Raw genomic sequence first — 13,543 nt, 5'->3', positions numbered from 1 at the left:
CTGCCCTCGCCTCGCGCGAAGCTCAGAGATCCTGAAGCTCCTGGGATCCGCTCTCAGAAATAGGAGGCGAGCAGGAACATCATCGCGCCGAGGCCGATGACGATCTGGCTGCGCCAGTCGCGCAGCATGAACACCACGGGGTCCTCGTGCATCTCGCCGCGCCGGGCGAGAACCCAAATCCGCACGATGATGTAGAGGACGATCGGGCACAGCGGCCAGATCAGGTAGGGCTCGCGATAAAGCTCCCGCACGGCATCGCTCTGGATATAGAGCGCGAGCACGAGCACGGAGACGAAGCCCGACGACATGCCGGCCTGGGCCAGCGTTTCGAAATCGGCATCGACGTAGCCGCGTCCGGTCTTGGAGCGCTCCGCGCCGGTGCCGAAATCCTGCAGCTCGGTGAAGCGCTTCACCAGCGCCAGCGACATGAAGAAGAAGCCGGAGAACGTCAGCAGCCAGAACGAGCTCTCGACGCCGGCCGCAAAGCCGCCGGCGACGATCCGCACGGTATAGAGCGAGGCGAGCGCCAGGACGTCGATCAAGAGCATGCGCTTCAGGAAGAAGGAGTAGGCGGTCGTGGCGACCATGTAGGCGGCGAGCGCCGCGCCGAACTGCCACGGCAGCAACAGGGCGATGGCGATGCTGACCGCCAGCAGCCCGCCTGCCATGGCGAGCCCCGTCGGGATCGGCACCCGTCCGCTGGCGAAGGGGCGCATCCGCTTGGTCTTGTGGCGGCGATCGGAGGACAGATCCAGGAGGTCGTTGAGGATGTAGACCGCCGAAGCTGCGAAGGAGAAGCTGAAGAAGGCAGCCAGGCCGGCGAGCAGCAGGCTGGCATTGAAGAACTCATGCGTCAGCGCGATCGGCACGAAGATCAGGAGGTTCTTCATCCACTGATGCGGCCGCATCGCCTTCACGGCCGGCCGCAGCCGCCGCATCTCGTCGTCGATCCGATGCGATCCCGAGCTCTTGTGCCAGCGATGCGCCGCACGGTCCGGCACCACGACCACGGCATGGGCGGCCTGGTCGAGAAGGACGAGGTCCTCGCGGGAGTTGCCGTAGTAGTCGAAGCCGTCCTCGCCGCATTCAGCGACGATGCGCTCGAGCTTGCGGTGCGACGTCAGATTGACCTCCGGCGTCGAGGCCATCACATCGTCAAAGATGCCGAGATGCTCGGCGATCTCTGCCGCGAAGCGCTCATTGGCGCCGGTCGCCAGGACGACACGGCGGCCAGCACGCCGCGCCTCGTCCAGCTCCGCGATGACGCTCTCGCGATACGGCAGGAGGCTGGCGTCGAAAGCGATCCGCTCGGCGAGCTTGGCCTTCAGATGCGCCTTGCCCTTGGCGGCCCAGAGCGGCACGCGCCACAGATCGCCCGGAAACTGCCGCGCCAGCAGGAACAGCGACTCCCACAGGAGGTCCGTCCTGATCAGCGTTCCATCGAGATCGACATAGACCGGCCGGGCTGTCTGCGTGACCGTGGCATCCATGGCGCGTTCCGTCCCCAAGGCGCCGGACGGCCCGAAGGCCTCTGGCTCTGCAGCCCACTCTGCAAAGGGCTGCTTGCCGTCAGGTGAACCGCAGCGATAATCCAGCCGATCTTCAGGCGACGCGCGTCTCTTCTTCAATGAAGGGTTAATCGACTGTTGCACGCATCTGTGACGAGGCGTGCTGCATCAGCCCTCAACAACCCCATTTTCCGCATCGCTCCAGTCATTGCCTGCTCTATGCTGCTGGGCGACTGTCCTGGCCGCCGGCTCACTGGCTCTCGAGGACCTGCGATATCATCAGCAGGTCCGAATGGCGCGCCACCGGACCGGCAGAGCGGTGAACGAGAGACGAATGCAGGCTGTAGCAACGACGGTGGCGGATGCCGGCTTCTATGCGGGGCTGCAGCCGCTCGACCGGTTCGATCGTCTTGCCGATCCCGCCGCCTACGCGCCGCTGCCGCCGGATTGGGGTCTCGGCATGGTCGATATCGTCGACTCCACCGGCGCCATCGCGGCGGGGCGTTACAAGGAGGTCAACATGGCCGCCGCGTCGGCCATTGCCGCGGTGGCGAACGCCCTTGGCCGCAGTGACATTCCATATGCCTTTGCCGGCGATGGTGCGAGCTTTGCGCTGGAGCCCGCCGTGGCCCAGCCGGCCCGCGTTGCGCTCGCCAGGGTCGCGGGATGGGTCCGCGACGAACTCGGGCTCGACATGCGCATTGCCCTTATCCCGGTCCGGGCCATCCGTGCCGCCGGCCACGATCTCAAGCTGGCGCGCTTTGCCGTCTCTCCGGATGTGACCTATGCCATGTTTGCCGGCGGCGGCCTCGCCTGGGCCGAGCGGCAGATGAAGGACGGCGCCTTCCGCATCGAGCCCGCAGTTGCGGGCGATGCGGGCCCCGATCTCACCGGCCTCTCCTGCCGGTTCGACGAATTTCCGGCGCGGCGCGGCGCCATTCTCTCGCTGATCGTCACGCCGGCCGAGGATGCCGACATGGACCGGTTCACCGCCGTCGTGCGACACCTGCTCCGCCTGGCCGATTCGGAGACTGACGGCGGTCATCCGGTGCCCGTCGGCGGCCCGGGGGTTCCTTGGAGCAGACGCGGCCGGCATTTGGAAAGCCGTGCGAGCGCCGCCCTGAAGCACCGCGGCCGGCTGAGCGCGGCGGTCCTGACCGGGCTTCGCTCCAGCTTTGCCGCCGCGATTCTGGCCGCCGGACAGCGACTTGGCCGCTTCGATCCGACCCAATATCTCGACCAGCTCGTACGCAACACGGACTTCCGCAAGTATGACGACGGGCTGCGGATGACGCTGGACTGCTCGGCCGCGACCGCGGCCGGCATCGAGGCGCTACTGCGGCAGGCCAGAGCGGACGGCATTGTATGCTACGGCCTGCACAGCCAGCAGGCGGCGCTGATGACCTGCTTCATCCCCTCCCCGATGCAGAGCAACCACGTCCACTTCGTCGACGGCGCGGCCGGCGGCTATGCCATGGCGGCCCAGGCGATGAAGACCGCGGCCGGTCCGGCCGCGTAGCGGCGGCCCCGCCGGCTCTGGCGCCGCGCCGGCTGTGTCGAGCACGCGGGATCTTAGGCGGCGGCGAGGCGGGCGTGCAACGCCGAAGGCGCCTAGCTCGATATGTGCGACGGCACTGATGATCGGGCCGCCGCTGCTGCGCCGCGCCTGATCCACTGACATCACATGACACCGCAGAGAGCGGGCAAGGTCGGTGAAGACCATGAGTGCGCACCGTCCGCGCAGACGCTGTTCACCCTCATGACACGGCCGTGTCATTTTCCGGCACAAGACGGGTGGACAGGTGCCGGACCTGTCGCTATAGACCGCCACCAGACGCCAGCGGCGTCGTGGGTGCGTAGCTCAGTTGGTAGAGCAGCTGACTCTTAATCAGCGGGTCACAGGTTCGATCCCTGTCGCACCCACCAGTCAACCTTATCAGAACACTGCAGATTCCACGCCGCAGGTCAGTTCTCGGAAGCAGGTTGCCTTCCAATATCGCTGATCGGTTTCCAATTCGCGCGCTGTTCTCGTTCGCCGCAAAGGAATGGCGTCCAGATCATTGCTTGGCATCAGGTGCCCCACTGCGGTCTCCATTTTCAGGAGGTGAAGCGGTGACTTACATACGGCAAGCGGATAGCCGCCTGGATTTCACCATGCAGCGACTGGAAACGGCGAAATGAGAGTCGTGTTCGATCGAGTCGTGTCGTGGTTCTACATCCGCAGGATTTGGGGCACTCGGTGCTCCGACTATGAACCGGAATGCCACTGCTGTCGGCGATGGGCAGAGCACGACTGGCTCTTCAACGGCGGTGAACACCCTGACGACATGTCGCCTACTGCTCCCGTGCTGATGCGAGAACCGGATGAGTCCGTTGCGCTCTCGCGTCCGATGCGCGTTACCTTGCCGGATAAAGACGAAAACCCGACTTCGACGACGATCAGGTGAACCGGCCAAGACCGCGTGAGGCGTGGGAGGCGTTGTGAGTTCGCCTCACTGGATCGTGCCTTGTACGGTATGCGGCCGTCGCACCCGCGCCGCCACTTCGACGCAGCGGGCGCTATATGTTGCCTGGTGAACGCCGGTTGAGGAAGACGTTTTCCCAGACGTCCCGCGGCAACGCATCAGGCGCGCCGATCGCCGTCAAAAACGATGGAAACACGGTACCGTGCCGTGCGACCTCCTCGTCATAGTCGATCACCTTGACCTTCTCGGCGCCGAACACCGTCCGCCACGGATCGAGACGGCGGTCATAGTCCAAGAGGTAGCTGTCCGGTCCCATATAGACGACCGCGTCCGGGTCCCAGTGCGGAATCAGACCGTTCCGCTTGTCCATCTGCGCGATATGCGACGCCCTGTAGGCCTCCTTCTCCCGCAGATAGACGATGATCTCGACCTCTCCGGGGATCGCGCGGCGGATCCACTCGACTTCGTCCCGGTAGCGCAGGAAGGACAGGCCCTCGGCCGAGAAGATATGCTTGTCGGCCGGTGTCTTCAGGAAGGCGCTGATGCTGTCGAGCACGGACCGGCGATAGTCGTCGTCTGGTCGCACGCCCGAGACCAGCTTGAACGGCGACATCCGCTCGTCGCGCATGGCAGCGGCATGCAGCTCGACGTGATTGGTACGGATATGCCGGCCGGCGAAATAGGCGATTCCATGCGAGGCCAGCAGGGCCCGCTGCGCGTCTAGGGTGCGCTGGATCGATGTCGTGCCCGTCTTGTGGGTGCCAATGTGCAGGAATGTCGTGCCCATGATCGACTTGCCACTTTGTGCCTCGGCGGCTCCGTGATCCGGAGGGCCTGATATTTCGGTTGTTGTCCTTCTCAGTGAAGGATCGAAACGGCGAAGTCGATCCGCGACTTGTCACTACATGCCAGGCTCGGTCGAGACCGTGGCCGATGCTGGCCGCCATCCTGATATGCGTTTGCTGCTGCCTGTTGCCCCGGCTGGTTGCCTCCTGGCCTCGGGCCGCGCATGACGTCGACGCCGCCAGAGCGTCGGCCGAAATCGACCGGCGCCTGCATTGCCGCCTCATTCTGCCACCGACGCGGATGGAAGCTGGGGACGACACTCGCCACGATGGAACAGCGGCCGCGATCACGTTGACAAATGTCGGGCGATGATCGAACGTTGTCGAAGCTTGCTGCCAAGGCGCCGGTATTCCCCAACCGAAGGCCCGCAGAGCGTCAGTCGTCTGGGAGGACGCACGTGACTTCCCTTCTCAAGGTCGAGGGACTGACAAAGTCCTTCGGCGGCGTCCATGCGTTGAAGAACGGCCAGTTCGAGCTGGCCGCCGGGTCCGTCCACGCCCTGTGCGGCGGCAACGGCGCGGGCAAGTCGACCTTCCTGTCCATCCTGATGGGCATCCACCGCCGCGATGGCGGCACCATCTGGCGCAGCGGCCAGCCGGTCGAGTTCACGAGCCCCGCCGAGGCGCTCGCCTCCGGCATTGCCATCATCGAGCAGGAGCTGAGCCCGGTTCCCTTCATGACGGTCGCCGAGAACATCTTTCTCGGCCGAGAACCGTCGGGTCGCTTCGGCGGCATCGACTTCCGCGCCATGAACAAGGCCGCGCAGCGTCTCCTCGACGACCTTGCATTCGACATCCGCGCCGACCAGACGATGGCGAGCCTGTCGGTCGCCAAGATGCAGCTCGTCGAGATCGCCAAGGCGCTCAGCCACGACGCCGAAGTCATCTTCATGGACGAGCCGACCTCGGCCATCGGCGAGCGTGAGGCCCAGCATCTCTTCGCCGCGATCGAGCGCCTGAAGGCGCAGGGACGCGGCATCGTCTACGTCTCGCATCGCTTGTCGGAGATCTTCCAGATCGCCGACGCCTATACCGTCTTCCGTGACGGCGCCTATGTCGGCAGCGGCCGGATGGCCGACGTAGACCGGCCGACCTTGATCGGCATGATCGTCGGGCGCGAACTCGGAGAGGAATACATCAAGACCAATGCGCCGACCGCGGAAGTCGGCCTCGAGGTGCAGGGGCTTCAAAGCCCCGGCAAGATCGAGGACGTCTCCTTCCAGGTCCACAAGGGCGAGATCTTCGGCATCTACGGCCTGATGGGCTCGGGACGCACCGAAATCTTCGACTGCCTGTTCGGACTCGATGATGCCGCCAGCGGCAGGATCATGCTGGACGGGTCCGAAGTCTCGATCGAAAAGCCCGCCGACGCGATGGCGCAAGGGCTCGCGCTTGTCACCGAGGACCGTAAGAAGACCGGCCTCAACCTCTCCGACAGCGTGCGACGCAATATCAGCCTCGCCAGTCTCCCGGAGATGAGCCCCTCCTTCGTCATGCGGCGGGGCGACGAGGTCGCCGCCAGCCGCTCGATGATCGAGCGCTTTCACATCAAGGCGGCGCGCGACACCATGCCGGTCTCCGGCCTCTCAGGCGGCAACCAGCAGAAGGTCGTGCTCGGCAAGTGGTTCCTGCGCCAGCCGCGGGTGCTGCTTCTCGACGAGCCGACGCGTGGTGTGGATGTCGGCGCCAAGCGCGAGATCTACCGCATCATCTGCGACTACGCCGCCGCCGGCGGCACCGTGGTCATGATCTCGTCCGAGATCGACGAAGTTCTTGGCATGTCCGATCGTGTGATGGTGATGCGCGGCGGGCGAGCGGCGGGGATCCTCGATCGCACTGAGGCCAACGCCCAGTCGCTTGTCCACCTGTCGACCTGAACGGCCGAAATTCGCACGACGCGAGGGGAAACAACTATGTCCGACGGCAACGTCAAGCCTGCAACCGGCTGGCTCGGATCGGAGAAGCGCCGCCTCCTCGTACAGGAATACGGCATCTTCATTGCCTTCCTGATCCTGGTCGCCATCCTGTCGGTGTCGAACCCCTACTTCCTCACCGCCGGCAACATCTCCAACGTCCTTCTGCAGACATCGATCAACGGCGTCCTCGCCATCGGCATGACCTTCGTCATCCTGACGCGCGGCATCGACCTGTCCGTCGGCTCCGTGGTCGCACTCGCCGGCATCGTCAGCGCCAGTTTTGCCACGACCTCGGCAACCGCGATGGTGCCGGGCGGTCCCTATCCGGTTGCCCTCGCGCTCGCCGTCGGCATTCTCGTCGGCGTCGTCTCTGGCGCCATCGTCGGCGTGATCGTATCGCGCTTTGCCGTGCCGGCCTTCGTGGCGACGCTCGGCATGCTCTCGGCGGCGCGCGGCGCGACGCTCATCTACGGCGGCGGACGCCCGGTCCCGGCGCTTCTCCCGGAATTCCGCTGGATCGGCACGGGCAACGTCTTCGGCATCCCGATGCCGGTCGTCATACTGATCGTCGTCTTCGCGCTGTCCTGGTGGGTGCTCGCCCGCACGCGTTTCGGCCGCTACATCTACGCCGTCGGCGGCAACCCGCATGCCGCCAAGACCTCCGGCATCGACGTCACCCGCACCCGCTTCGTCGTCTACGTCATCTCGGGCGGGCTTGCGGGTCTGGCCGGCATGATCCTGTCGGCGCGCACCGGCTCGGCCCTGCCGCAGGCGGGCATCGCCTACGAGCTCGACGCGATCGCCGCCGTGGTGATCGGCGGCACCAGTCTCTCGGGCGGCGTCGGCCGCGTCACCGGTACGCTGATCGGCGCACTGATCATCGGCGTCATGAACAACGGCCTCGATCTCATGGGTATCCAGTCCTACTACCAGCAGATCCTCAAAGGCGCCCTGATCGTCGGCGCGGTGATGCTGGACCAGAAGCGCAATCAGGGGTTCTGACCCCGTCCAGAATGTCCCCGGCGCAGCGCCGGTGGCGAAATGCGGAGCCTCATCCCGGGCGCTCCGCCTCAGACGGAGGACTTTCAATGAAGAAGCTTATCCTGGCTCTCGCCATGGGTTCGGCGCTGGTCGCCGCACCGGCCATGGCGCAGGACCACAAGCTGAAGATCGGCGCGACCGTCTACGGCCTCAACGCCGAGTTCATGCAGATCTGGACGTCGGCGCTGCAGCAGCATCCGGCGGTCAAGAGCGGCGAGGTCGAGGTGACGATCTTCGACGGCCGCTATGATGCGCTGGTCCAGCAGGAACAGTTCAACACGATGATCACGCAGAAATACGACGCGATCATCTTCGTGCCGATGGACGTGGAGGCCGGCGCCGCGCCGGTGCAGGCCGCCGTCGACGCCGGTATCCCGGTTGTCGGCTCCAACGCCCGCGTCAACTCCGACGCCTTGACCGCCTATGTCGGCTCCAACGACGTCGAGGCCGGCGAGCTCGAGGGTAAGGCCGTCCTCGACAAGCTCGGCTGCAAGGGCAACGTCGTCATCATCGAGGGCCCGATCGGCCAGTCCGGCCAGATCCAGCGCCTCGAAGGCAACGAGAAGGCGCTCGCTGCCTGCCCGGATGTCAAGGTCCTGGAGAAGCAGACCGCCAACTGGTCGCGCGCCGAGGCGCAGACCCTGATGGAGAACTGGCTGACCTCGCATCCCGGCCAGATCAACGGCGTGATCGGCCAGAACGACGAGATGGCGCTCGGCGCGATCGAGGCGATCAAGGCCGCCGGCCTGAACGTCAAGGACTTCGCCATTGCCGGCGTCGACGGCGTGACCGACGCGATCAACGCCGTGAAGACGGGCGAGATGGCCTCCATCCTGCAGGACGCCAACGCCCAGGCTCAGGGCGCGCTCGACATCGCCATCAAGGCGGTGAAGCCGGACTACCAGCCGCAGTCGGACATCTGGAAGCAGTATCCGCAGATGGAGTGGAAGGACGGCAAGGCCAAGGACTACCTGGTGCCCTGGACGCCGGTCACCACCGAGAACGCCGACAAGCTGCTGGAAGCCCGCAGCAAGCTCTGATCATTCCGGGAGCGGCCGGTTAAGGCCGCTCCCTCTTCCCCACCGAAGGACATGCCCAGATGAGCGACGCCGCACCTGAAATCGATCTGAGCTTCCAACTGTCGGGCCGCGTCGCCCTTGTCACTGGCGCAGGCTCCGGCATCGGCGCTGCCATCGCGGCAGCTTTTGCCGCGAAGGGGGCGAAACTCGCCCTCCTCGACCTCAACGAGGCCGCGGCCCGCCAGCAGGCCGAGACGCTCGGCGGCGGTGCAAAGGCCTTCGGCTGCGACGTGTCCGACCCGGCCTCTGTGCAGGCCGCCGTGAAGGGCGCCATCGACGCGTTCGGCGGCATCGATATCGCGGTGAACAGCGCCGGCATCGTCGCGCTGGCGCCGGCCGAGGAGCTGTCGCTCGACGCCTGGGACAGGACCATCGCGATCAATCTGAAGGGCACCTTCCTCGTGTCGCAGGCCGTGGGCCGTGCGATGATTGCCGACGGCCGCCGCGGCCGCATCATCAATCTGGCCTCGCAGGCCGGCACCGTCGCGATCGACGAGCACGCCGCCTACTGCGCCTCCAAATTCGGTGTCATCGGCCTTTCCAAGACGCTGGCCGCCGAGTGGGGCAAGCACGGCATCACCGTCAACACGTTGTCGCCGACCATCGTTCTGACCGAACTCGGCAAGAAGGCCTGGAGCGGCGAGAAGGGCGAGGCGGCCAAGCTTCGCATCCCCGCCGGCCGCTTCGCCTATCCGGAAGAGATCGCCGCCGCGGCCGTCTTCCTGGCCTCCGACGGCGCCCAGATGATCAACGGCGCCGATCTCCTGATCGACGGCGGCTACACGATCATCTGAGCAACGCTCCACAAGATCACAGCAGGGAGGCTGTCATGCAGCGCTTCATCAACAATCCCGACGAAGTCGTCGAGGACACCGTCAAGGGTTTCGTCAAGGCGCATGCGGATCTCGTCCGCCTCTCCGCTGCCAACCGCCGCGTCGTCGTCTCGACCGCCGCGCCTGTGAAGGGCAAGGTCGGCGTCGTCACCGGCGGCGGCTCGGGCCATGAGCCCGCCTTTATCGGCTATACCGGCCGAGCCATGCTGGACGCGGTCGCCGTCGGCGAACTCTTCTCCTCGCCCACGGCCAAGAGCTTCCATGACGCCATCAAGGAAGCGAATGGCGGCGCCGGCGTGATCTGTCTCTACGGCAACTATGCCGGCGACAATATGAATGTGAAGATGGCGACCAAGCTCGCCGCCAAGGACGGCATCGAGGTCGCGACCGTCGTCGCCAATGACGACGTCTGCTCGGCCGGTCCCGACGAGCGCGACCGGCGGCGCGGCGTTGCCGGCGAGATCTTCATGTGGAAGATCGGCGGCGCCAAGGCCGCGACCGGCGCCAGCCTCGAAGAGGTGCGCGTTACCGCTCAGAAGGCGATCGACAACTGCCGCTCCATCGGCGTCGGTCTTGCGCCCTGCACGCTGCCCGCGGTCGGCCACCCGAACTTCCAGATCGAGGCCGGCACGATGGAGGTCGGCATCGGCCATCACGGCGAGCCCGGCATCCGCGTCGAGCCGCTGAAGACGGCGGCCGAGATCGCCCGCGACATGTGCCAGATCGTGCTCGACGACCACGGCTTGGCCGAGGGTACCGAAGTTGCCGTGCTCCTGTCGGGTCTCGGCGCGACGCCTTTGAACGAGCTCTATATCCTCAACGACACGGTGGAGGCCGAGATCGCCGACCGTGGGCTCAAGGTCCATCGCAGCCTCGTCGGCAACTACTTCACCTCGCTGGAGATGGTCGGCGCGAGCCTCACGGTCATGGCGCTGGACGACGAGCTGAAGACGCTGCTCGACGCCGAGGCCAGCTGCCCGGCGATGCCGTGAGCGCGAATTGAGCGGGAAGGAAGACAGTATGCAGAGCTTCGACAATGCCGGCGCCGGCGCCATCGTGCTGCGCATGGCCGAACGGATCGTCGAGAACCGCGCCTATCTCAGCGAGATCGACGGCAAGATCGGCGATGGCGATCACGGGGTGAACATGGCCAAGGGTTTCGGTATGGCAGCCGACCGGCTGAAGGGGGCTGACAGCTCACTGGCCGAGGCTATGAACACCCTTGGCGACGTGCTGATGAGCGAGATCGGCGGCTCCATGGGCCCGCTCTACGGCATGATGTTCACCGAGTTCGCCGAGGCGATCGAGGGCAAGGATGCCGTCGATCCCGCCGCCTTCTCCGCCATGCTGCACAAGGGCCTCGACGGGGTCACCTCGATTGGCTCGGCGAAGGTCGGCGACAAGACGCTGCTCGACACCTTCGTGCCTGCGATCGAAGCCTTCGATGCCGCCATCGCCGAGGGCCGATCCTTCGCGCAGGCGCTCGACGCCCTGAGCGCTGCGGCCGAGGCCGGGCGTGACTCGACGATCGACCTCGTGGCGAAGATCGGCCGCGCCAGCCGGCTCGGCGAGCGCTCGCGCGGCGTCCTGGATGCCGGCGCGACCTCTTGCGCCATCATCCTGACGACGCTTGCCGAAGGCGCTCGCGAAAGGCTCTGATCGGCCGTTTGACAGGAATGGCGCCGCTGCCCCTTATGGGGCGGCGGCGGTTCGGGGAGAGTTGAACGCGTGACGGACGGCTCGATCTCGGCAAACCGGCGCCGGCCGCTGCGCACGCCCGCGGCCGAAGGCGGTGCCGGCATCATCCCGCTCCGTTTCGGCGACGATCCGCAGGTCTGGGCCTGCTGGCTCTACTACGAGGATCGCCTCACCCAGGGCGAAGTCGCCGACGCGATGGGCATCTCGCGCGCGACGGTCAATGCCTATCTCGCCGACGCACGCGAGCGCGGCATCGTCAACATCACGCTCGATCCGCACCGCCTGGCCTCCTTGACGATCGCGCAGGAGCTGAAACGCCATTTCGGCCTGCACGACTGCCTCGTCGTGCCGAGCCAGGAGCCGGGCGATTCCCTGATCGACAGCCTCGGCAGCGCCGGCAGCCTGGTGCTGCGGCGGCTTCTGCGCTCCGGCGACACGCTTGCCGTCACCTGGGGACGCACTGTCCTGGCGGTCGCCTCGGCAACCTCGATCACCGGTCTGCAGGACGTCCGCGTCGTGCAGGCGACCGGCGGCATGACGGCCAGCATCGTCGGCTCGCCGGAGGCCTGCGCCGCCCGTCTGGCAGCCGGCCTCGGTGCAGCCTGCGTGCCCATCACGGCGCCCGGCATCGTGTCCTCGGCGGAAATGCGCGACATGCTGATGGCCGAGCCGCTGCTGCGCTCGCAATTTGCAGCGCTCGGCGATGCGAGCCGGGCCCTTTTCGGCGTCGCCTCGCTACGCCCGAATTCCACCATCCACAGCAGCGGCTTCTTCGACGCCGTCCCTCTGCAGGATTATCTCGCCCTGAACGCCGTTGGCGTCGTCGCCGGCCGCTTCATCGACGTGCAGGGCCAGCCGGTGCGCGGTCCCCTCGACGAGCGCCTCGTCGGACTGTCCCTTGATTCCCTCCGCCAGATCGAGCGGCGGATCGCCGTCGCGGGGGGCATCGACAAGGTGCCGGCGATCCTCGGCGCCCTGCGCGGCGGCTATGCCGACGTGCTCGTCACCGACGCGGCGACAGGCAAGGCGCTTCTCGACGCCGATGGGGCCAGCGCCCTGCCCCGCCCGGCGCCGCGCAGCACTGCCGAGAGCACCGAGGGTGCCGGCCAGGCGGAGGTGCAGCGCCGCCACGTCAAGAAGTTCCTGAACGATCCCGACGACATCGTCGACGAGATGCTGGACGGGGCACTGCGGGCCCACAGCGATTACCTCGTTCCCGTGCAGGGCGCCCGCCGCGCCTTCATGGCGCGTACGGCGCCGCGGCCGGGCAGGGTCGGGTTGGTGGTCGGCGGCGGCTCCGGACATGAGCCGTGCTTTCTCGGCTATGTCGGCACCGGCATGGCGGATGCGGTTGCGGTCGGCAACATCTTCTCGTCGCCGCCGCCGGACCCGATCGCCCGCGCCGCCCGCGCCGTTTCCGGCGGACAGGGCGTCCTGTTCGTCTACGGCAACTATGCCGGCGACACGATGAACTTCGAAATGGCCTCCGAGCTGGTGCAGGCCGACGGCATTCCGGTGCGCAGCGTGGTGACGACGGACGACGTTGCCTCCTCGCGCGCCGAGGATCGCGATGGCCGCCGCGGCGTCGCCGGCAACGTGCTCGTCTTCAAGGTGGCGGGCGCCGCCTGCGATCGCGGCTGGCCGCTGGACGCCTGCGAGCGCGTCGCGCGCCGGGCCAATGCGCGCACCTTCACGATGGGCGTTGCGCTGGAGCCCTGCTCGATGCCGCAGACGCGCCGCTACAGCTTCTCGATCGGACCCGGCGACATGGAGGTCGGAGTCGGCATCCATGGCGAGCCCGGCGTCGCGCGCGAGCCCATGCAATCGGCCGACGCCATCGTCGACATGGCGATGAACCGGATCTTTGCGGAGATGCAGACCGCGCCGGGCGACCGCGTCGCCGTGCTCGTCAATTCCTTCGGCTCGACGCCGCTGATGGAGCTCTACGTCCTCTACCGGCGCGTCGAGCAGCGGCTGCGCACCAAGAACCTGACGATCGCCGCCAACTGGGTCGGCCATTACTGCACGTCGCTCGACATGGCCGGCGCGTCGATCACGATCATGCATCTCGACGACGAGCTGGCCGACCTCCTCGGCCATCCCTGCGACACGCCCTTCTTCAAGGTCGGCCCATGAGCGGGCACAACGGTGAAGCCGC

General features: G+C 66.6%; 10 protein-coding genes and 1 tRNA gene. 9 read left to right on the top strand and 2 right to left on the bottom strand.

Annotated features, from left to right (window positions below; translation table 11 throughout):
• Positions 1 to 53 precede the first annotated feature (53 nt).
• On the bottom strand, positions 54 to 1,490 hold the full coding sequence (locus C0R46_RS07735) for a UbiA family prenyltransferase (protein ID WP_102959014.1): 1,437 nt from the start codon (positions 1,488 to 1,490) through the stop codon (positions 54 to 56).
• 352 nt (positions 1,491 to 1,842) lie between these two features.
• On the opposite strand from C0R46_RS07735, the gene C0R46_RS07730 reads away from it, so the two are divergent.
• Both C0R46_RS07730 and C0R46_RS07725 read left to right on the top strand, forming a co-directional pair.
• Positions 1,843 to 3,027: a DUF3095 domain-containing protein gene (locus C0R46_RS07730; protein WP_102959013.1), complete on the top strand. Its 1,185-nt coding sequence runs from the start codon at positions 1,843 to 1,845 to the stop codon at positions 3,025 to 3,027.
• Positions 3,028 to 3,358: 331 nt separating this feature from the next.
• A tRNA-Lys gene (locus tag C0R46_RS07725) sits at positions 3,359 to 3,434 on the top strand.
• A 633-nt stretch (positions 3,435 to 4,067) separates the two neighbouring features.
• Here C0R46_RS07725 and C0R46_RS07720 read toward each other — a convergent pair.
• Complete coding sequence (locus C0R46_RS07720) at positions 4,068 to 4,760, bottom strand: hypothetical protein (protein WP_102959012.1); 693 nt, start codon at positions 4,758 to 4,760, stop codon at positions 4,068 to 4,070.
• 456 nt (positions 4,761 to 5,216) lie between these two features.
• Between C0R46_RS07720 and C0R46_RS07715 the strand changes: the two genes are divergently transcribed.
• The 7 genes from C0R46_RS07715 (at position 5,217) to C0R46_RS07685 (ending at position 13,521) form a co-directional block, all read left to right on the top strand.
• A complete protein-coding gene (locus tag C0R46_RS07715) occupies positions 5,217 to 6,695 on the top strand; it encodes a sugar ABC transporter ATP-binding protein (RefSeq protein ID WP_102959011.1) in 1,479 nt (492 codons plus the stop codon).
• Positions 6,696 to 6,731: 36 nt separating this feature from the next.
• Positions 6,732 to 7,736, top strand: a complete 1,005-nt coding sequence (locus C0R46_RS07710; protein ID WP_102959010.1) for an ABC transporter permease — start codon at positions 6,732 to 6,734, stop codon at positions 7,734 to 7,736.
• 86 nt (positions 7,737 to 7,822) lie between these two features.
• On the top strand, positions 7,823 to 8,815 hold the full coding sequence (locus tag C0R46_RS07705) for a substrate-binding domain-containing protein (RefSeq protein ID WP_102959009.1): 993 nt from the start codon (positions 7,823 to 7,825) through the stop codon (positions 8,813 to 8,815).
• A 59-nt stretch (positions 8,816 to 8,874) separates the two neighbouring features.
• Complete coding sequence (locus tag C0R46_RS07700) at positions 8,875 to 9,648, top strand: GolD/DthD family dehydrogenase (protein ID WP_102959008.1); 774 nt, start codon at positions 8,875 to 8,877, stop codon at positions 9,646 to 9,648.
• Positions 9,649 to 9,683: 35 nt separating this feature from the next.
• Complete coding sequence (locus tag C0R46_RS07695) at positions 9,684 to 10,679, top strand: dihydroxyacetone kinase subunit DhaK (protein WP_102959007.1); 996 nt, start codon at positions 9,684 to 9,686, stop codon at positions 10,677 to 10,679.
• 28 nt (positions 10,680 to 10,707) lie between these two features.
• Positions 10,708 to 11,346, top strand: a complete 639-nt coding sequence (gene dhaL / locus C0R46_RS07690; RefSeq protein ID WP_102959006.1) for a dihydroxyacetone kinase subunit DhaL — start codon at positions 10,708 to 10,710, stop codon at positions 11,344 to 11,346.
• Positions 11,347 to 11,430: 84 nt separating this feature from the next.
• Entirely contained in the window at positions 11,431 to 13,521 is a 2,091-nt protein-coding gene (locus C0R46_RS07685; protein ID WP_245413491.1) for a bifunctional sugar-binding transcriptional regulator/dihydroxyacetone kinase subunit DhaK, read from the top strand.
• The last annotated feature ends 22 nt before the right edge of the window (positions 13,522 to 13,543 follow it).

The sequence above is a fragment of the Mangrovicella endophytica genome (assembly GCF_002893625.1).
GTDB lineage: Bacteria > Pseudomonadota > Alphaproteobacteria > Rhizobiales > Rhizobiaceae > Mangrovicella > Mangrovicella endophytica.
Note: the sequence above shows the minus strand (reverse complement) of the source record. Positions and strands in the feature narration are given on the sequence as shown.

Coding starts and splice junctions, on each gene's coding strand:
- C0R46_RS07735 (WP_102959014.1), bottom strand. CDS start 1,490: ATGGATGCCACGGTCACGCAGACAGCCCGGCCGGTCTATGTCGATCTC.
- C0R46_RS07705 (WP_102959009.1), top strand. CDS start 7,823: ATGAAGAAGCTTATCCTGGCTCTCGCCATGGGTTCGGCGCTGGTCGCC.
- C0R46_RS07695 (WP_102959007.1), top strand. CDS start 9,684: ATGCAGCGCTTCATCAACAATCCCGACGAAGTCGTCGAGGACACCGTC.
- dhaL (WP_102959006.1), top strand. CDS start 10,708: ATGCAGAGCTTCGACAATGCCGGCGCCGGCGCCATCGTGCTGCGCATG.
- C0R46_RS07710 (WP_102959010.1), top strand. CDS start 6,732: ATGTCCGACGGCAACGTCAAGCCTGCAACCGGCTGGCTCGGATCGGAG.
- C0R46_RS07700 (WP_102959008.1), top strand. CDS start 8,875: ATGAGCGACGCCGCACCTGAAATCGATCTGAGCTTCCAACTGTCGGGC.
- C0R46_RS07730 (WP_102959013.1), top strand. CDS start 1,843: ATGCAGGCTGTAGCAACGACGGTGGCGGATGCCGGCTTCTATGCGGGG.
- C0R46_RS07720 (WP_102959012.1), bottom strand. CDS start 4,760: ATGGGCACGACATTCCTGCACATTGGCACCCACAAGACGGGCACGACA.